This is a genomic window from Nostoc sp. DedQUE02 (assembly GCF_034531035.1).
Lineage (GTDB): Bacteria > Cyanobacteriota > Cyanobacteriia > Cyanobacteriales > Nostocaceae > Nostoc.
Genome location: NZ_JAVRBY020000018.1, coordinates 74,340 through 93,862, shown reverse-complemented (window position 1 = coordinate 93,862; position 19,523 = coordinate 74,340). Strand labels below are relative to the sequence as shown.

Here is a 19,523-nt window from a genome sequence, read left to right as displayed (position 1 = left end):
ATATTTAAGCTGGTAAAAATCTGATTCGATAACATCAAAATTAATAAAATCTACCAATATCATGAGTGAAATCCATCTACGTCAAATCAAGTCTTACCTTCAAAAAATATTTAATGGTTTGATTGACTTATCAGATTATCAAAACAAATCGGAAACAGATAGAGAGTTAATTTTTTTAACAAGAAGTTTAGCTGCATTTACATTGATGGTTTTAGCTGATATTTCTCCTCAAGAAGCATCAAAATCAATAATTGATGGAGGACAGGATAATGGAATAGATTCCATTTATTTTGATAGAAGAGACAAAATAATGTATATATTGCAGTCTAAATGGAAACAGGACAGTAAAGGAAGTATAAAAACAGATGAGGTGATGAAATTTACTAGAGGATTTAAAGATTTGGTAAATGCTAGATATGAGAGGTTTAACTCAAAATTCAATAATAAAACTAAAGATATTGAAGAAGCACTGAATGACGCAGGAACAAGGTTTGAGATAATTCTTGCCTATTCAGGTCAAACTCCTTTAGCAGATGAGCCTAAAAGAGAAATTGATGATTTATTAGGTGAAATGAACGATCCAATAGATATTGTAAGTATGAGAGTTCTTAACCAGTCCAATATATATAACATAATATCTCAAGGAGCATCTGGTAATCCTATAAATTTAGATGTTTGCCTTTTTGATTGGGGACAAACAAAAGAACCTTATCAATCATATTATGGACAAATTTCTGCCAGGGAAGTAGCTGATTGGTGGACTAAACATTCTCCTAAATTGTTCTCTTCAAATATTAGACTATTTGTTAGAGATAGTGAAGTCAACGAAGGCATTATAAATACAGTTAAAAAAGAACCAGAAAAATTTTGGTATTATAATAACGGTATAACAGCTTTGTGTTCTAGTATTGGTAAAAAACCACTGGGAGGGAGTGGAAGAGACACGGGGATATTTGAGTGTAAAGATGTCAAAATAGTAAATGGTGCTCAAACTGTTGGTTCAATAGCAAGAGCATATCAAAATTCTCCTGAGCAGGTTGAAAAAGCAAGAGTTCTTATTCGTTTTATCTCTTTAGAAAATTGCCCTGAAGAATTTGCTACAGAAATCACTAGATTCAACAATACTCAAAACCGAATTGATCGTCGAGAGTTTGTGGCTCTCGACCCTGAACAAGAAAGAATCAAAAATGAGTTGCAATTAGAAGGAATTATCTATACTTATAAATCAGGTGAATCAATCCCAGATGGACAAAAAGGTTTTGATTTAAACGAAGCCACAATTAGTCGAGCGTGCAAACAGAATGAAGTGTCTTTTGCTACTAGAGCCAAAGACAAAATTAGCGCTTTGTGGGAGAATATAGAGAAAGCTCCATACAAAACTCTATTTAATAGATCCGTAAATGGTTCTGAAGTTTGGAAATTAGTTCAAATATTAAGGGTAGTAGATAATAAATTATCAGAAGAACAAAAACAACGAGATGGAAGAGAAAGATTATTTGCTATTCATAGCAATCGTCTTATCCTACACCTTGTTTACAAAGCTTTACCAGATAACTTTTTCAGCATATCATCTGATTTTACTTCAGCACAAATCGATGAAATTCAAGCTATGACTTCAAAATTCCTAGTAAATATTATCAGTAAAACTAGCAATTTATATCCCAATTCCTATCCTGCAAATACCTTCCGAAATGTAACAAAATGCCAAGAGATTATTGAAAAAATTTTAAATTTATAATATTAAATAACCAAACTGATATTTTTCTTTATCTTAATTGTTGATCGCAGCTTACTTGCACAATTTTCCTCAAAATCACCTTCAAAGCAAAGAAAGCTTTTAACGTCTGAGTTACCATACATAGATTTAATTTTTAACCTGATTGGTGAGACAGTACCTCTCGACCACGGCTATCGATACTTGAGCAAAATAAGAGAGTAAAAAAGGCTAAAATGTTTAAATAGCATAGCTTTCACGTTGAAAGAAGCTCATGAAAGAAACCACTCCCGCAGCGATGCCTCCATGCTTTGAAAGATGGTGTCAAAGATTTGATGATGTGTTTACTCATAAAGCTCAAAAAAGAGAGTTTAGACACTATCTAGGGGGATTATTGGGAGAAAGTGAAAAAAAAACCTAACCCAGATGGCAGAAAATGCCGTAGGAGTAACTTACCACCGATTAACCACTTTCTGACTGAAGCACCTTGGTCTAGTTCTCAGGTCAATGAACGTCGGTTACAGCTGATGAATAAATGTAGCCAAACCAAAATAAGTAGAGGGTTTAGTTTAATAATTGACGATTCTGGTCATAGAAAGAGTGGAAATTTCACGGCGGGAGTAGGAAGGCAATATATTGGAGAAATAGGTAAAATAGATTTAGGAATAGTAGTGGTAACAACGCATTTATATGATGGGAGAAAAAGCTTACCATTAGATATAGAGTTATATCAGCACGCTAGTTCTCTACCTCAAGGAAAACAAGACCCCCTATTTGAGAAGAAAACAGAATTAGCAATTAAGCTAATAGACAGAACAATAGAGAGAAAGCATCAACCAGCAATAATAATTGTAGATGCCGGATATGGTAACAATGCATCCTTCTTATTGGAACTAGAGAAACGGAAATTAAAATATTTAGGAGGATTGGCTAAGAATAGAAAAGTAACAGTTACACTTACAGATAATATTCAACAAACAATTCGACTAGATGAGTTGGCACAGAGCTTATCTTAAGAGGCTTTTACAGAAATTCATCTAGATTTAGAACAACCCAAAACACTATGGATAATAACAGCAGAAGTAGAAATATCAAGACTCAGTGGAAAGCGTAATATTGCTATCGTCATGAACGCTCCGACTTTCTCTGGTTCTACTGATATTGACTATTTCATTACCAACGTTTCTTCATCAATTGTCACTCCACAATGGATAGTTGACACCTATGGGCAGAGAAATTGGGTAGAAGTTTTTTATCGAGAAGCTCTCATGTTGGTTAGGGCTAAAAGAATACCAAGTTCGAGATCAAAAAAGTTACTTAGGCATTTTATTTTAGTTTTTTGTGCCTACACTTTTATTCTTTGGCATCAATTGACTGGTGGTTTAAGGCGCAGATGGGCTAATAAACCTTTGAACACTTTTACCGAAGCTTTAGAAGCTTTCAGAACAGCTATGTCTTTTCGGTTTTTCGATTGGCTGACCATAAATCCTGACCTGTTTGCCTTTCATAAAGCTAGTTTAGGCTACATTTGGGCTTAATTTTTGTTTAAGTCCCGTTAGAAATCATTAATCTCAGCAATGATGATTAGCTAACATTGCTCAGATATGGCATTGCGGGAAAGCGCAAGATGGGTTGTGGCGTTTTTTTACCAGTGAAGAGAAAGGGAAACGTAAGTTAAAGCTGGTTTTGGCTACTACTCAATGTAAGTATGAGAGCGTTTACCTTCAATGCATCTAAATAAGTTTTTGAATCTTTCCCAGAAATAAATAAGATGTCTGTAGTGGCTAGTGTCGTAAACCCCAAAATTCGGTTAAATTTGGGCGACCCAAGCATAACTTGGATACATCGTGCTGGCATAGCAGGACTTTGGATGACGCTCAAGCAACTAGAAAAACTATACCCAATACCTACGAAACGACCTGGTAATTTAACTTGGTTGCTGGCTCCTCGCAGTATCAGCCTTGAATGGCAAGGGCAGGATTTTATAGCTTTTGCAATCGGATTTCTTGCCATTCAATCTCTCCTTGGGGATCGGGTTGCATCGTCACCATAAGCCAGATATAAGCTTCCTGAATTAAACTTTTTACATCTTTGTCGGTTTGCTGTTGTTTAGTCGTCGCCTGATTACTTTGAAAAACATCTAAGTTTAAGGCTTCTTTATCCCGAATAATCGAATTCCAGGCGAGGTACTGGCAAACAGATTGTTCTAATAGCTCCAGTTTTGCTTTATCTGGTGCCAGGAACAGCAACATATTTTTGCAATACCGAGGACTGGCTCCTTTTTGGTTCAGTATTTCTTTGGCTCTGGTGCGGGCTTGGGTTTCGCTTTCCTTATTTTTATGGGGATGTTGTGGCCCCATGACAACCAGCCTTACGGCCATTTCATCAGGAACATCTGCGGAGGAGTCGGGAGCAATATGTACTCCAGCAAACTCACCGCGTTGCTTATCAGCCTTTAATCGGAGAATAATTTCATCCCAAACTTTATCCTGATCCTGTTGGATTTGCTCGGCTCTGTCTTGGGCAAGTCTGGTGACACTAGGCTAAGTTGAGAACCAGTAACGAGTGCTATCGACATAAAGATGTGTGGACTGGTCGGTAAGTCGGCGCAAAGCGTCGCCAAAAGTTGCCGCACTTTCCCCTGGTTGAACACACCCCAACTTGATCCGATGATCTTCTACACCGCGATTGGCTGCTCTTAAAGTGGGGGCAGAACCAAAGTAAATTGTCCGAGCGACGCGGCGACAGGCAGAGTAACGTCCTAAGTTCGGATTTTGGCGATCGCACGCTAATGGTAGAGAATTATATCCATCTACATCTTTTTCAATCACTGGCACCAGTTATCTTCCATCCGTGATAGGTTCAGATAAAAGGTATTTTGTCAACCCGTTAAAATACCCAAAATAATTTAAATAATAATGATAATCGTGTGCGGAGGTGGGGGAAGAAGATGAGCGTCGTTCGCCTCCTTCCCCGTTGTTTGATTATCATTATCAAAAAACTTTTGAATACCCGAAATTTTCATTTAAAAACTGTTGTCACGACCCAATACTTTTATCAAAATTGGGCAACATTATTCGGTAAATTCATAAGTTCAGTAGATCGAAAACTTTTGGAAGTTGACGAAAGAATGAGGGTTTCAACCATCGGTTTTGGGACTGGCAATCATAACCAGTTGCGATCGTTCTGAAGTCCACCCAAAACAAAAGTTATTGAAACGCAGATTACAAGCTAATTTTGGCTTCTGGTATTCTCAAGCAAAAATCAAGGACTGGTAAGGCTTCTGGAAAACTTTTCGGTCTACTGACTTTGCTGCTCCTGAAAATCAAGATTTAGGAGTTGTCAAAGCCTTACGAAAACAAGTCTCCAGGCTGGATTTATCCCCTTTTCCTGCACCCTCTTGACAAATGTGCAATTACTTAACCTCTCACGAATGGGTTACATGGGTACATTTATGCAAATATAAAAGCCTGTATTGCTCTCAACACAGGCTTTTGAGGTCTATTTAGTACATTCGTACAGAGGGAAGTTCAGCTTAACCTCTCACGGATGACCCAAGAGCGATCGCAAAATTTTTCAGCCTAATGAATATTCAAATTGACATGCACAATCATATCGTTGAAATCTTTGTCACCACCATTTGCTAAATCCTCAAAACCAAAGGTGTTATTTTCTAGCAGACGAATGTGATCTGTCTTGTCTGAGTTAGCACCCAAAAATGCGAAGTATATTGCTGGATTGTTATTCGCATTGCCATCAAGAATGGCATCAGGTCTACCATTAACAATAATAAACGGTGCATACAGAGAATCAGGTGCGATATTCCCAGAGGAACTTGCTGTATCTTGATTATTCCCCGTCAAGTCTATACCTGCAACACTTCCACGGATAGCAGCTTCGGCATAACCAGCTTGCCCTACGAGAATATCTGCTGTACCATCCCCGTTGGTGTCGATACCACCATTTGTATCAGCCACTTTATAGAAACCGATAACATCATCGTATGCAGCTTCTCTATTGACTACAAAATCAGCTTTTACCTGTTGTGTCACACCACGTAAATCAAGGAGTTCTCCTTGTTGGTTTCCTTGTAAACCTGTACCCAAAGGCAAATTTTTATCTGTTGCCTGAATGTTGAACATCAAATCCTTGAATTCACTGCTGTTGCTAGCTTTCCAAGACAAGGAGAAGTTATTATTACCTGAGCTTGTAACTTTAAGATTTGTCGGATCGGAAATCAGTACATCTGTAACAGCAGCTTGTCCAGCCAAGATATTATCTGTGGTATTATCGCGTACTAAGTAAAACTTTAGCTGTTCGCCAGAAGTAAATTCCGACAAACTAGCTAAATCAGCATTGAATCCAATTGGATACTTGGTAAGTGAGGAGAGAATAACCTTGGATCGTTTCAAAGCTGCTTCCACGTAACCAGGATCGCTAGAGGCAATACCTTGAATTCTCCCTTGTTCATCATCTACAGCAAATACTCCCAATTCATAAACATGATTAGAACTTTGTCCTGTCAGTTGGACTGAAAGTGTTGCTTTTTCGCTATTACCTTTACCTTTAATAGTAAAGATATCGTTATTAGCATTCTTTGTCAGGGTTGGTATGTCGTTAATACCTCCAGAAGAAGTGCCATCTCCAGAAGAAGTACCACCTCCAGAAACTAATGGATCGGTGATGTTAGCAGTGACTGTGATGGGATTGAGTCCAAGCAAAGAGACACCATCGATTGCAATTGTGGCGCTGATTATACCTTTGTTATCAGTATCAGCTTCTGTCTTACCATCATCAATGGCGCTGACGGCGACGGATAAGTTTTTGGTAGATTTAGTTGTGTCGATAGCTATAGCAACCGGGTTATTTGAACCGTTTAAGTTCAGTTGACCATCGGAATTACTAAGGATGACCTCAGCTTTAGCTCCCGGCAAGAGTACACCACCCGGCAAGAGCGCAAGGAGGTCAGTTACATTCACACTCACCCCTAAAGTATCTGTAGCACCACCTTCTGTCAGAGGGTTTGTTAGTCCTGTTAAAGTAATCGGGGAGACAATTGCTGGAGGTGTTACCGGATCGAGGATATTCGCAGTAACATTTGCAGACAGTAGGGAGGAAATGGGGTTGAGAATAGCCTGGAGAGTAGGGTTACTAGTTGTAATCGTGGCGCTAATTTTACCAGTCTGATTAGTTTCTGTCAGATTATCATTGATGGCGGCGACGCTGACTGAGGGGAAAACTTGGGTGGTTTGAGTCGGGTCGATAGTTAAAGTCACCGAGGAGTTTGAACCATTCAAGTTCAGTTGAGCATCGGGAGTCAAAGTCAGGTTGATTGGCGCTCCACCATTAACCAAAGTTTTGCCGACAACACCGAGACTACTAAGTAGGCTGGCGACATTCACACTCACCCCTAAAGTATCTGTAGCACCGCCTTCTGTCAGAGGGTTTGTTAGTCCTGTTAAAGTAATGATTGCCAGCACAGAGGTGTAAGCTTCCCTTACTGTTTCTGAAAACGCCAAGGAAGTGTCAATCTTGCCAATTGTAACTTCCAGTTCCCAGTCTCCTCCTTTAAGAGTACTGCCAGTAGGGTTGGCAGAAGCTGCAATATTTGCCCCAGTCAGTTGGTGGAGCTTTGACAAAAAGGCTTCGCCAATTTCTCCAGATGCAATATTACAACCATAAAGGAGTACAGAGGCAGAGGAGAGAAGGCTTGACCAACTTTGCACGTCCTCTGCATAGCGATTGAGTGTTTCGTTGCTGAGTTGACTATTCCCTAAATAGACTCGTCCTGGTGCGCCGTGAGAAACAATATGCAGGCTGTTAACTTCTTGATAGGATGCTAGTACTTGATTAATTTGCTCAATGCCATCTCTATCGTTATCTAGAACTACAACAGAAGTATTCGGTAAGACACCTGCTACTAATGTTTCGTAGTTCTCTACCTTGGGGTCAATGATAACTAGGCGATTAGCAGAAATTTTCCAATCGAGGTTTTTAGTAGCGATCGCAGTAGGTATTGTGTCCAACATAAATTTAGGATTCATAGAAGTTTGTTTTTATCTTCAAAACTTTTGTTAGTTTTACTTTTGAATTATTCAAAAGCCTTATTTAGCAAAGCTTACACCTTGTTTGTTAGCCCTATTTAGCTGTTTGTTTTGACTATAATTGAATGCGTGTTTAATGGCGTTCCAAAGATGGCTGATGCAAGAGATAAATTGAGTGCGATCGCAAATAGGTTTAGAAAATTCATAGTTCAGGTATTTCCCTTGTATGGATTTATCCACACTATGTTTTTGATTGAATGAACTCTTGCTCTCAACCTTTCTACTTTTCTACTTTCTTTTCAGTCACACTCGTTTCTCTAATTTAATGACCCTAAGAAACTTCGTAATTCGTAGCTCTACGGGTTTCATGAACTTACTCATCCCGAACTCAGTAATCTTTTTAGCAATCAATCACCTTAAACAAGGGTGCGATCTGTAGTTTTACGCTTTTACTGAACTTACCCATCCCAATCTCAGTAATTTTCTCAGGGTGCTATTATTTATTTCAGCATAAACCGCAGTTTTAGTAATTTTATAAGTAATTATTTACACATTTTAATTTTTAAGCCGCAGTGCCTATGAGTCTAATGAAATAAGATTATGGTTATTTATGAGTATTCTTAGTCCTCCTTTACTCTTAGACCACACCAGGACTTACGCACAGGTAATGTAAAATTAAATCTCAAAGGATGCAGAAAACACAGAGAAGCCGGAGCGGCTGCTTTTGCCGTAGACACTTTGCGGCTTGGCGCAGGTATTTGAACTTCGTTGGTAATAAAACTTAGAGAGGTTTTTGCGTAAGTCCTACACACATAACCATTCGCTAATAGCTAAAAAGATGAAAGCATTTTTACAAGGATTTTTTTCATCCGACTATATACCGCATGGACATTGCTACCTTTGGCAGCCAGGGTTAGTTTGGTTGCATGGAATGTCAGATGCGTTAATTGCCCTGGCTTACTATTCCATTCCCATCTTTCTGATTTATTTGTCTTATAAACGCTCAGATATCCCTTTTCGTGGGGCTTTTTGGCTATCTGGAGCCTTCATTGTTTGTTGTGGAACCACTCATCTGCTAGAAATCTGGACGCTGTGGCATCCAGTATACTGGCTCACAGGAGGAATGAAAGCAGTGACAGCGATCGTCTCTCTCCATGCAGCACTGACGCTGATTTTGTTAACTCCTAAAGCTTTAACATTACCCAGTCCGGCTCAACTAGAGATTGCAAATCAGACCCTTGAACAACTCAATCAAGCACTGGAAATAAGAGTGGCTCAACGCACTGAAGAGCTAACGAAAACGATTCGGCAACTGCAAAATGAAGTGGAGCAGCGCCAGCAAACCGAAAACGAACTGCAACGATCTAATCAAGAGTTAGAGCAGTTTGCCTATGTTGCTTCCCATGACCTACAGGAACCCTTGCGGGTCATTGTCAGCTATACCGAACTACTGGCAGAGAAATATCAAAAACAGTTAGATGAGAAAGCCGATAAATACATCACTTATATTGTCAATGCTGCGACTCGAATGCAAGCACTAATTGAAGACTTACTATCATATTCCAGAGTCGGTCGTTGCGATTTTCGATTAGTTTCAACCGATTGCGATCGGATAGTTGACCAAGTGATTCAGACACTCCATGTTGCGATCGCCGAAAGCCACGCCACCATCACGCGCGATCGCCTCCCGACGATCGAAGCCGACAAAGAGCAATTTAGCCGTTTATTACAAAACTTAATCAGCAACGCGATTAAATATCGTCAAGAACAGCCACCTCAAATTCACATCAGTGCAACCCAAAAAGATAACAAATGGCTATTTGCAGTGCAGGATAATGGGATTGGGATTGAAGCGCAATATGCACAGCGTATCTTCATCATCTTTCAGCGATTACATACCCGTCGCCAATATTCTGGCACAGGACTGGGTTTAGCCATTTGTAAGAAAATTGTTGAGCGTCACCACGGAAATATCTGGATGGAATCAGAGGTAGGGAAAGGATCTGTTTTCTGGTTTACAATTCCCATAAAAAAAGAAAACTCCCAATGAGCAAAGACTCTCACCCGATTGAACCTATTGAAATCCTTTTAGTCGAAGATTCACCGGAAGATGCCGATTTAACGATTGAAATCCTGGGCAATGCTAAAGTTCTCAACCGAATTCATGTGGTGGAGGATGGCGTTGAAGCCCTAAAATTTTTGCGGCGGCAGGACGATTATGCCAATGTACCTCGTCCAGATTTGATTTTACTGGATTTGAATCTCCCAAGAAAAGATGGTCGAGAAGTTTTAGCGGAACTGAAAACCGATCCCGATCTGAAGTTGATCCCGGTTGTGGTTTTAACAACCTCTGCGGCTGATGAAGATATTTTGCGAACTTACGCACTCAACGTCAATTGTTATGTAACCAAACCTGTGGGTCTAGAAGAATTTGCTAAGGTGATTCGTTCGATTGAATTTTTTTGGCTGGCGGCTGTTAAGTTTCCCAAAGTTGTATAGTAGGCTTTAGATAACCTCTGGTGCATTCAAAGCCCTTGTATTAGGCAATACTTTGCCAAAATAATTTTATAGAAACGCTCAAAAACTTAAAACCCAGTCACGGCAATAAATCTAGCTTATCTTTAGGTTTTATTTATTATTCTGTTCCATAAAACCTAAACTTTTAAATAATCGCATTAAGAATAGCTTATTAAGTTAGTACCAGGTTTCGATTATTACTGTTTTCTACTTACAGTGGGAAAGAAGCAATGGCTACGACCGCCGCAAGTATCGCCATAGATCCAATTCTGTAAAAGGGACTGGGGACTGGGGATTGGGGATTAGGGATTGGGGGTTGGGTTCTCAAACGAAAAATGAAGCTATATAATAATTTTAATCTAGTAAAAACGTGGATATTTTTGCTAGTAGTATTTAGGATTATTCTATCTTTTTCAGATTGTAATAACTTTCGTTTTTCCTGGTGCAATTGTTCTGCATTTTGGATGAATTGTTGTAACTGTTCGTACTTCACAATAATTAAACGCTTTGTTGCTTTAGTATTGTATTCAATATGTCACTATCTATTTTTGTCAAAAAAGCTCTTGAAAGTTCTTCTATGGCAGAATGTTACTATTTTGGGGATATCTCTTTTAAGATAGGTTTTGGCATCACTATGGGCAAAACTCATGACGAAGAATGATTCTCTACAAATTCTATTAATTGAAGATAGCCTAGAAGATGCAGATCTATTACAAGAATTTCTGGAAAACACAGATCGAACTAGTTGGAAGGTGACAGTCGTAGAAAAACTGAGAATAGCCCTCGAAAAACTGCATTGCCACAGTTTTAATGTGATTTTGTCCGATCTGTCCCTGCCCGATGCTCATGGCTTAGAGACGATCGCCCAACTCCATACAGCAGCTCCAACCTTGCCGATTATCGTACTCACCAGCCTCAAAGACGAAGCGATCGCTTTAGAAGCAGTGCGGCAAGGCGCACAAGATTATCTCGTCAAAGGGCAAATTAACACCCATGCCCTGATTCGCTCCATTCACTATGCCATCGAGCGATCGCGAATGCAACAGATAATGCATCAACAGTCAGTGGCGATCGCCGTATCAAGTGAAGGAATTGCCATTTTAGATGCCCAATGGAACTATGTGTATGTCAACGAAGCATATTCCAAAATTTACGGTTACAAAGATTCCAGTCTCCTGCTACAAACCAATTGGAAAATTCACTATCACCCGAATCAACAAGCTGGCTTGAGGGGCGAAATTGAGCAAAGTCTACAGCAACGGAAATTTTGGCGAGGAGAAACCGTTGGTTATAAATGTAATAGTCAACCCTTTGACCAAGAACTGTCAATCTCATTGTTACCGTATGGAGGAACAGTCTGCATTCTCCGAGATATTAGCGATCGCAAACGAGCAGAAGCCGCCATGCAACAAGCTTTGCAGCAAGCAAGAGAATTGCACCAACTCAAGTCTGAATTCATCACGATGGTTTCCCATGAATTCCGGACACCTCTGAGTGTGATTTTGGTAGCAACAGAGACGTTAAAACGCTATGCTCATCAATGGACTCCAGAAAAAAACCAGATTCGCTACAATCGCATCATTGCTGGAGTGCAGCGCATGACTGAGCTGCTCAACGATATGCTGGTTATGAATAGTTCGGGGGCACATCAAGCTAAACTCAACCCCGTACCGTTGAACTTAGAAAAATTCTGTCAAGAATTAATTGCCACATTAACCACCAGCGAACACCCGATTATCTTTGAAAGTCAGGGCAATAGTCGGCAAATTTACCTCGATCCAACTGTGCTGGAACTCATACTTACCCACTTACTCTCCAATGCGATTAAATATTCTCTTGACTCTGGAAAGGTGATGTTTGACTTGATTTTTGCTCCCGAATATGTAAGATTCTCTATTCAAGATTGGGGTATTGGCATTCCCCTAGAAGACCAGGATAAATTATTCATTCCGTTTTATCGCGGTAGCAATGTTGGCAATTTGCCTGGGACGGGCATAGGGCTAGCAATTGTTAAGCAATTTGTGGAAGAGTGTCAAGGTGTAATCAATGTTACTAGTCAAGTGAATCAGGGTACTTTAATTAGAGTAACCTTGCCAATTGCTTTAGTAGAGCAAATTCATGACCAAAATCCTGGTAATTGAAGATGAGCCATCATTACGCGAAGAAATCCTCGATATCTTAGAATCTGAAGGCTTTGATGTAATGGGAGCAGAAGATGGGTTAGAGGGGCTGGATTCAGCTCAAACAAACTTCCCTGACCTGATCCTCTGCGATGTAATGCTACCCAGAGCTGATGGGTATGCAGTGTTATCGGGACTGAGACAAAATCCGGACACAGCACTGATTCCTTTCATTTTCCTCACCGCTAAAGCGACCCGCGAAAATGTTCGGCAGGGAATGGACTTAGGCGCAGATGATTATTTGACAAAACCCTTTAGGATGGATGAGTTGCTTAACGCGATTACAAGTCGATTGACTAAACAAGCAACAATCGTCCAGATTCATCAGAAAGTTACCCAGCTTCAACACTCCAATTTGCTTAAAGACGAGTTTATTGGGACTGCATCACAGGAATTACGAGGCCCAGCGACTAATATAATGATGGCGTTGAAACTCTTGCAACAAGCTGCCAACCCAGAGCAAACCCAACGCTACATCGATCGCTTGCAACAAGAGTGTTACCGCGAAATTCATCTGATCGATGACTTGCTCGATTTGCATTATTTAGGCGCAAACGAACGTCCTTTGCAACCCGAAAAATTGAATTTACAAACCTGGATTCCTGCGATCGTCGAACCATTCAAAACCCAGGCTCGAAAACGCCAACAAACTCTCTGGAGCAACATTCCACCTTATTTGCCAATGCCTGTAATCGATGCCGCAGATTTCAAGCGCATCTTGAGCGAACTGCTTAACAATGCCTGTAAATACACTGCTCCTGGTGGTAAAATTGTTTTAGAAGCTCGTTGTGATTTGACTGCATCCGAGGCAATAAATCCAGATGGTCAGATGATTATGCTTATTGTTAGCAACGAAGCAGAGATTCCCGATAAGTTCATTCCCAATCTGTTCCAACCGTTTTATCGAGTTCCAGAGAGCGATCGCTGGCAGCAAGGCGGCAATGGTCTAGGCTTAACACTGATTGAGAAATTGGCTAAACGACTGAACGGTAAAGTTCAAATTAGTAGTAAAGCGGGTTGGACTCAGTTTACGCTTCAACTACCGATTGAAACTAATCTGCCCACTACCTTGGCTCCTAATAAATGAAAAATTCCATCCTTTTGTGGGTAGAGTTTTTAGGCATGGAAAAGAGCCACCAATAACGGCAGTTGCTACAAGTCGGGAAACCCGCCCAAAGCACTGCCTCCCCAATGCCCAAGGGAGCAACGCGAAAATGTGAGATCATCACTTTTTGAAGCAGGAGGAGCAGGGGGAGTAAAGAGAGAATTTAGTAACATACGCGACTATAAATACTTCAAAATACACTTAATTTATTTCTCCTCCCCTGCCTCCCCTGCCTCCCCTGCTCCCCCTGCTCACTCTCATCGCATTGCTCCCATGCCCAATGCCCCAAGTCGGCGGGCGGCTATCCCTCTCCACCCACAATTCGATTGAGTTTCCCCCGACTTTCAATGAAGGTAATCCATTTTTAGTTTTCTTGTGCCAACTTACTTAATATGTCCAAAATATTAGTCATTGAAGATGAAGTTTCATTGCGCGAAGAAATTCTAGATATTTTAGAAGCAGAAGGCTTTGAGGTCGTGGAAGCCGAAGACGGTCAAACAGGGATCTCTTTGGCTCAGTCCCAGCATCCCGAACTAATTCTGTGCGATGTGATGATGTCAGGCGCAAATGGCTACGAGGTGCTATCGACATTAAGGCAGAATCTAGATACTACATTAGTCCCCTTTATTTTTTTAACAGCTAAAAGCACCCATGAAGATATTCGTCAGGGTATGAATCTCGGTGCAGACGATTATTTGACGAAACCCTTTAGTGTCGATGAATTATTAGCAGCGATCGCTGCCCGACTCGCCAAGCAGGAAGCGGCATTCCAGGCGCAGCAGCACTCTGCACTTTGGGATTCGTTGACCAACTTACCCAACAAAGCGTACTTAATCGAGCAACTCAATCGGTTAACTCAACAGACACCCACAAATACAACCTCTCAGTATGCCGTGTTATTTGTGGGTTTAGATAACTTTAAGGAAATCAACGACGCTTTTGGGCAACTGATGAGCGATCGCTTGCTCCAAACTGTAGCTACTCAACTGGGGCAAATCCTTGCACCTGAGCAGTTCCTCGCCTATTTTGGCGGTGACGAATTTATTATTATTCTAGAAAACCTTCAGCATCTATCGACGGCAACCAAGCTAGCCGAACAATTTCATCAACAAAGCTTGAAACAGGCGCTCGATTTAGGAAGTTGTGAAGTATTCAACAACATAAGTATCGGGATTACGCACAGCCAATTTAACTATAGCAACGCCATCGATCTGCTTGCAGATGCTTCTTTAGCAATGCATCATGCCAGAACAGCAAGCAGCGGATATACTGTGTTCGATCCGGCAATACGAGTCAATCTTTCCGAGCAGTTACAGTTAGAAACAGACTTGAGACGAGCGATTTTAAAAAGCGCATATTCGGGTAAACAGCAAGAATTTTGCTTGCATTATCAACCGATTGTTCATTTGTTTACAAATCAGTTAATCGGGTTTGAAGCATTGATTCGCTGGGATCATCCTGAAAAAGGACTCATACCACCGATTCAGTTTATTGCGATCGCAGAAGCAAAGGGACTAATTAACGAATTGGGCTGGTGGATTCTCCAAGAAGCCTGTGAGCAACTGCGAAGTTGGCAACAACAGTTTCCTCAACACGCTGACTTGATTATGAATGTCAATATCAGCGCCCTGCAATTGAATCAAATTGACTTTAGTCAACGGTTGGCAGAAATATTGCAGCACTCCCATTTGTCAGGTGAGTACTTAAAATTAGAAGTGACTGAGAGTTATCTGTTAGAAATGACAGAGGATAAAAATCAAGTCCTCCAATCGCTGAAATCGCTGCAAATTCAGTTATGTCTTGATGACTTCGGCACGGGATACTCCTGCTTGAACTGTTTGCATCAGTTCCCAATTGAAACCCTGAAAATCGATCGCTCTTTTACTAGCCAGATTGATGAAGATGGGCAAAATGCCGTCATTAAAGCTATTATTACCCTGGCTGACAGCCTGGATATTAACATTGTGGCAGAAGGAATAGACACTTTAGTTCAACTGGAAAAATTAAAAGAATTGAATTGTAAGTTGGGACAGGGTTACTTGTTCTCTAAACCGTTGACCAGCCAAGCAGCCACGCAAGCGATCGCCAATGGGATTTTTAGTTAAACTCCAGAAAGCCAATTCCGCAAACGGCGGACTTCCAAACAAAACAATAATCATTAGGACTTATACCATTTCACGAAAAGCCTGATACAAATAACGCTTCCAAAATAAAATTCCAGCCAGCAATAGATTTAACTTGAGCAGTTAATTTATCTAACTGTTTCCATACGGCTTCTCGTAACTAATTAAAAGAAGTTAGCCAATTTAGTTGCCAACCAGGAACGCGTTTTGAACTCAAATTTACCGAACGCCAGTATCAACAGAGATTTTTTGTTCACTCGACGGTCTGGTTACAGGCAAAGTTACCCTAAACGTTGTACCTTTACCAACTTCGCTGTCGAAAGTAATGTTTCCCCGCAACAAATCAACACAGCGCTTCACAATTGCTAAACCCAAGCCTGTGCCTGGAATATCAACTACATTACTGCCTCGGTGAAACGGCTGAAAGATATTAGGATAATAATCGGCTGGAATCCCAATACCTCGATCTCGAACTTCAATTTCAACTCGATCTGCTTGGCGATCAAGCAGGAGCAAAATCGACGTATCTTCAGGCGAATATTTCAGAGCATTTAACAACAAATTCTTTAACAGATAATTCAGCAATCGTTCATCCATCAAGGCAACAAGTGTCTCTTGCTGACTCAGCAGCCGCAATCGATCTTGCCGTTGTTGTACTGTCACTATTTCGATTAATTGTTGAGCCGTACTCAACAACTCAATCTCAGTCAGTTGCAGCTGATACTGATTTGTTCCGGTTTGCGCCAGAACCAGTAAATCCTCGCGTAACCAGTTCATACGGAGCGCCGCATTCTGAATACGCTCAATGGCACGCTGCTTTACCAAGGGTGGAGCCTCAAATTCATTCAATAGTTCGGCACTGACCTGAATCACACTGATAGAGTTGCCTATTTCATGCACTACCATGCCCAAATAGTTTTGAAACAAAGGATTTAATTGCTGTTGCTTGGGTTGGCTTTCAGCCTTGGTTTGCCTTTGAGCTATCTCGATCGCTTTTCTCATCTCGGATTCAGCTGTGTGCAATGCCAACGCAATCTCAATAGTTGTTCTCAGGACGCGCTCGTTGAAGGGTTTGATTAGATAAGCAAGAGGGTGGGTTGCTTTTGCCCGTTGCAAAATAGCTTCATCATCGTAGGCAGAGATATAGATCGCCGGAATTGGAGCAGTCTGATGAATGCGCTCTACCGCCTCAATACCGTTGATTTCTCCCGGTAACATAATATCCATCAAAATCAAGTCAGGCTGAAGTTCTGCCGCCTTGGCAATCGCCTCTGCTCCATCCCATGCAATTCCGACTATGGTGTAGCCCAGACTCATTAAATTGGTTTCTAATTCTCTCGCAATCAGAACTTCGTCTTCTACAACCAGAATTTTTGGATTATCCATAATATTTAGGGCTTACTGAAAACGTAATAAAAAAGTCAATAAACGCCGTCTTAAAACGCATAACTGTATCCATTTTAGGAATTGCGAAACAGTATTTGTGACTGATTCTTGCAACCCGACCGTTTTTAGTTGAAATATCAAAGCTTCCAGATTTTCGACAAAGCAAATGTCCTGCATAGATGTCTATTTTATTGCCGCTAGTAACTATGGCTTTAACAATGTTGCCAGTTTGAAAACCAATATTTGGAATTCTAAAATTTGCTTCTTTTTTTCGTTACTTACAGTCTTCTGGAGTCTGCTCAAAGGTGAACCAGTACTTCTAATATCTCCTTCTTTGCATAAACTGAATTTTCTCTGGTGGGATAATTTTTGTCAACATCAACGGATTCTGGACAATAACTAGTACCGCTACGTTGAAAGTCAAAAGTTGACCTTGAGCGTAGTCGAAGGATCAAAAGCCAAAAAGCCTTTATTTTGGGCTTTTGAAAGGGTGTCCATATTTATACCTTAGTGTACTAGTATAGTTTTTCGAGGTGACTAAAAAGTGCTTTAAAGTTTCGTTATTCATTAAAGTTATCTTAACTAATATAGTCTAAAAAATACATATTCATCAAAGCAATTAGCAGACAGTTTTGCGGCACATTCCACGATTTTCCCCGCTTTTATTAGTGCCATTCGGACGTATATGGTTGACTTAAACTTACAATACGGTTATCGAAGCTATGCTTTTTATTTTTATACAACCAGAGTTTTTGACAAGAAACTTCTGTGATACCAATTCACTAAAATCCTGAAACAGATCCAAAACTGGAAACTCTTATCAAGTAAGGATTTTTGAATTGCGAATTCGTATGACTACTAGCAATATCTTATATCACCTAGCTTTGAAGAAAGTATAACCATTTTTCTCTTGACAACGTATTATTTTGTACGGCAAAACTTCTGATTATTCCTTATTGTTCAAGCTCTAATCTTCAACCGAGCGATCGCCCTGTTTCAAAAATAAGCGTGTTTTGCTCCTAGAAGGAGATTGCTGATTTCTATTAAAATGACTGACCCTTGAGGCTGATTATCTTCCACTGAGATTTTGCCGCCATGAGCTTCGATCGCCATCTGACAAAATGCCAAGCCCAAGCCAACTTGCTCGATGTTTTTCATCAGAGTCCCAATTTCATACTTTTCAAAGACTTTTTGCTTGAGTTCGTCACTGATTCCAACACCCATATCAATCACTCGAATCTGGGTTGTCAGCTCGTCTAAATAATTGACTTGCACCGTAACTTGACTTTTAGACGGAGAAAATTTAATTGCATTTGATAATAAATTGTCTAAAACTCGACGCATCACGAGCTTATCGGCGTAAATCGGTCTTTCGGGTTCTGGGAGGTGGGAAATTATCTGAATCATTTTTTGATTGGCGATCGCCTGTATATCGCTGATACAACTATCAATCAGGCGATTCAGCTCGATTGTCTCCAGATTTACGAGCATTTTTCCTGACTCTAGTTTTGCCATGAGCAGTAGGCTTTCGGTTAGCGATCGCAACTGTTGTTCCGCTATTTTTATGCGATCGATCCGAATTTGACATTGCTCTGGCAAATTCGCTCGGCTGAGTATTTCACAAGACAAAACAATGTTAGTCAGAGGATTACGCAAATCGTGTACAATCATATTTGCCATGTCCGATCGCATTTGTAGAGAAGCTTTGAGGGCATCATACTGTTGCTTAATGCGGAGCATCGAGCGAATTCTGGCGCGTAACTCTAATGCACTTACAGGCTTACTGAGAAAATCATCTGCGCCAGCTTCGAGGCAACGGGCTAAATCTTCTTTCCCATTCAATGCAGTGACTATAACGATCGGAATATGCTTCCAATTTGGATTAGTCTTGATGCGACGGCACAGCTCAATGCCATTTAACCCTGGCATCATCACATCGAGCAAAATCAAATCGGGCTGACTTCTTTGTAGCCGTTCTAAGGCACTAACACCACTCGATGCATATCCCAAATGATAGCCACAATTGTATAGAATGCCGCTGATAACTTCAAAATTATCGGGTTCGTCATCCACTAATAGAATCGTCAGTTCTTGATTGACTATTTCAAATTCACTCATGCACGAACAATCCTAAAGTGTAAACCAGACTGAGCCAAATTGATTATACTCCTAGTACATGAAGGCAGAAGTACGGAGGCAGAGGGCAGAAGGTGCAAAAACTCTTATTGTAATACCATTTTGGATTTTAGATTGGGAATTGCTGTCTGCGTATAGCTTCTATCAATTCATCTGTCGCAAACATTTTTCAAATTGGTATAAGCTTTTTGTCTGTTATATCATGTCCGGATAATTAGTTATAATTCCCGAATCTATGCACAAAACCCAAAAACCCCTCCCCTCTGCTCCCCTGCCCCTCTGCACCTCTGCTGCCTTAATGATAAGTCTTTCACCGGA

The 19,523-nt window shown here is 40.5% G+C and carries 11 protein-coding genes and 1 pseudogene; 7 read left to right on the top strand and 5 right to left on the bottom strand.

What is annotated here, in order from left to right; translation table 11 throughout:
* The first annotated feature begins 61 nt into the window (after positions 1-61).
* Positions 62-1,738 (top strand): AIPR family protein, encoded by a 1,677-nt coding sequence (locus RMX98_RS16290; RefSeq protein ID WP_322682032.1) that lies wholly within the window; start codon positions 62-64, stop codon positions 1,736-1,738.
* A gap of 250 nt (positions 1,739-1,988) precedes the next feature.
* A pseudogene (locus tag RMX98_RS16285) lies at positions 1,989-3,252 on the top strand (IS701 family transposase).
* A 444-nt stretch (positions 3,253-3,696) separates the two neighbouring features.
* Here the strand turns inward: RMX98_RS16285 and RMX98_RS16280 are convergent.
* From RMX98_RS16280 to RMX98_RS16270, 3 genes are all read right to left on the bottom strand, one after another.
* Positions 3,697-4,095 (bottom strand): hypothetical protein, encoded by a 399-nt coding sequence (locus RMX98_RS16280; RefSeq protein ID WP_322682033.1) that lies wholly within the window; start codon positions 4,093-4,095, stop codon positions 3,697-3,699.
* A 162-nt stretch (positions 4,096-4,257) separates the two neighbouring features.
* Positions 4,258-4,551 (bottom strand): hypothetical protein, encoded by a 294-nt coding sequence (locus tag RMX98_RS16275; RefSeq protein ID WP_322682034.1) that lies wholly within the window; start codon positions 4,549-4,551, stop codon positions 4,258-4,260.
* Positions 4,552-5,295: 744 nt separating this feature from the next.
* Entirely contained in the window at positions 5,296-7,758 is a 2,463-nt protein-coding gene (locus RMX98_RS16270) for a DUF4347 domain-containing protein (RefSeq protein ID WP_409881530.1), read from the bottom strand.
* Between the two features lie 838 nt (positions 7,759-8,596).
* Here RMX98_RS16270 and RMX98_RS16265 point away from each other — a divergent pair.
* From RMX98_RS16265 to RMX98_RS16245, 5 genes are all read left to right on the top strand, one after another.
* Positions 8,597-9,808 carry a sensor histidine kinase gene (locus RMX98_RS16265; protein WP_322676292.1) on the top strand — a complete coding sequence of 404 codons (1,212 nt, stop codon included), beginning with the start codon at positions 8,597-8,599 and terminating at the stop codon, positions 9,806-9,808.
* Positions 9,805-10,257, top strand: coding sequence for a response regulator (locus RMX98_RS16260; protein ID WP_322676293.1), 453 nt, complete (start codon positions 9,805-9,807; stop codon positions 10,255-10,257). Before RMX98_RS16265 ends, RMX98_RS16260 begins: the two co-directional genes overlap by 4 nt.
* 665 nt (positions 10,258-10,922) lie before the next feature.
* Positions 10,923-12,416, top strand: coding sequence for a sensor histidine kinase (locus RMX98_RS16255; RefSeq protein WP_322676294.1), 1,494 nt, complete (start codon positions 10,923-10,925; stop codon positions 12,414-12,416).
* Positions 12,394-13,542, top strand: a complete 1,149-nt coding sequence (locus RMX98_RS16250) for a response regulator (protein WP_322676295.1) — start codon at positions 12,394-12,396, stop codon at positions 13,540-13,542. Before RMX98_RS16255 ends, RMX98_RS16250 begins: the two co-directional genes overlap by 23 nt.
* A gap of 410 nt (positions 13,543-13,952) precedes the next feature.
* The gene (locus RMX98_RS16245; RefSeq protein WP_322676296.1) at positions 13,953-15,665 is read left to right on the top strand and encodes a putative bifunctional diguanylate cyclase/phosphodiesterase; all 1,713 of its coding nucleotides are present in this window, start codon (positions 13,953-13,955) and stop codon (positions 15,663-15,665) included.
* Positions 15,666-15,902: 237 nt separating this feature from the next.
* On the opposite strand, the gene RMX98_RS16240 is transcribed toward RMX98_RS16245, so the two are convergent.
* The gene (locus tag RMX98_RS16240; protein ID WP_322676297.1) at positions 15,903-17,069 is read right to left on the bottom strand and encodes an ATP-binding protein; all 1,167 of its coding nucleotides are present in this window, start codon (positions 17,067-17,069) and stop codon (positions 15,903-15,905) included.
* Between the two features lie 996 nt (positions 17,070-18,065).
* Positions 18,066-19,187: a hybrid sensor histidine kinase/response regulator gene (locus RMX98_RS16235; RefSeq protein WP_322676298.1), complete on the bottom strand. Its 1,122-nt coding sequence runs from the start codon at positions 19,185-19,187 to the stop codon at positions 18,066-18,068.
* Positions 19,188-19,523: the final 336 nt, after the last annotated feature.

Excerpts from the sequence above, each read along its gene's own strand:
- RMX98_RS16290 (WP_322682032.1), top strand. The coding sequence starts at position 62 with ATGAGTGAAATCCATCTACGTCAAATCAAGTCTTACCTTCAAAAAATA.
- RMX98_RS16280 (WP_322682033.1), bottom strand. The coding sequence starts at position 4,095 with ATGGCCGTAAGGCTGGTTGTCATGGGGCCACAACATCCCCATAAAAAT.
- RMX98_RS16270 (WP_409881530.1), bottom strand. The coding sequence starts at position 7,758 with ATGAATCCTAAATTTATGTTGGACACAATACCTACTGCGATCGCTACT.
- RMX98_RS16265 (WP_322676292.1), top strand. The coding sequence starts at position 8,597 with ATGAAAGCATTTTTACAAGGATTTTTTTCATCCGACTATATACCGCAT.
- RMX98_RS16260 (WP_322676293.1), top strand. The coding sequence starts at position 9,805 with ATGAGCAAAGACTCTCACCCGATTGAACCTATTGAAATCCTTTTAGTC.
- RMX98_RS16255 (WP_322676294.1), top strand. The coding sequence starts at position 10,923 with ATGACGAAGAATGATTCTCTACAAATTCTATTAATTGAAGATAGCCTA.
- RMX98_RS16250 (WP_322676295.1), top strand. The coding sequence starts at position 12,394 with ATGACCAAAATCCTGGTAATTGAAGATGAGCCATCATTACGCGAAGAA.
- RMX98_RS16245 (WP_322676296.1), top strand. The coding sequence starts at position 13,953 with ATGTCCAAAATATTAGTCATTGAAGATGAAGTTTCATTGCGCGAAGAA.
- RMX98_RS16240 (WP_322676297.1), bottom strand. The coding sequence starts at position 17,069 with ATGGATAATCCAAAAATTCTGGTTGTAGAAGACGAAGTTCTGATTGCG.
- RMX98_RS16235 (WP_322676298.1), bottom strand. The coding sequence starts at position 19,187 with ATGAGTGAATTTGAAATAGTCAATCAAGAACTGACGATTCTATTAGTG.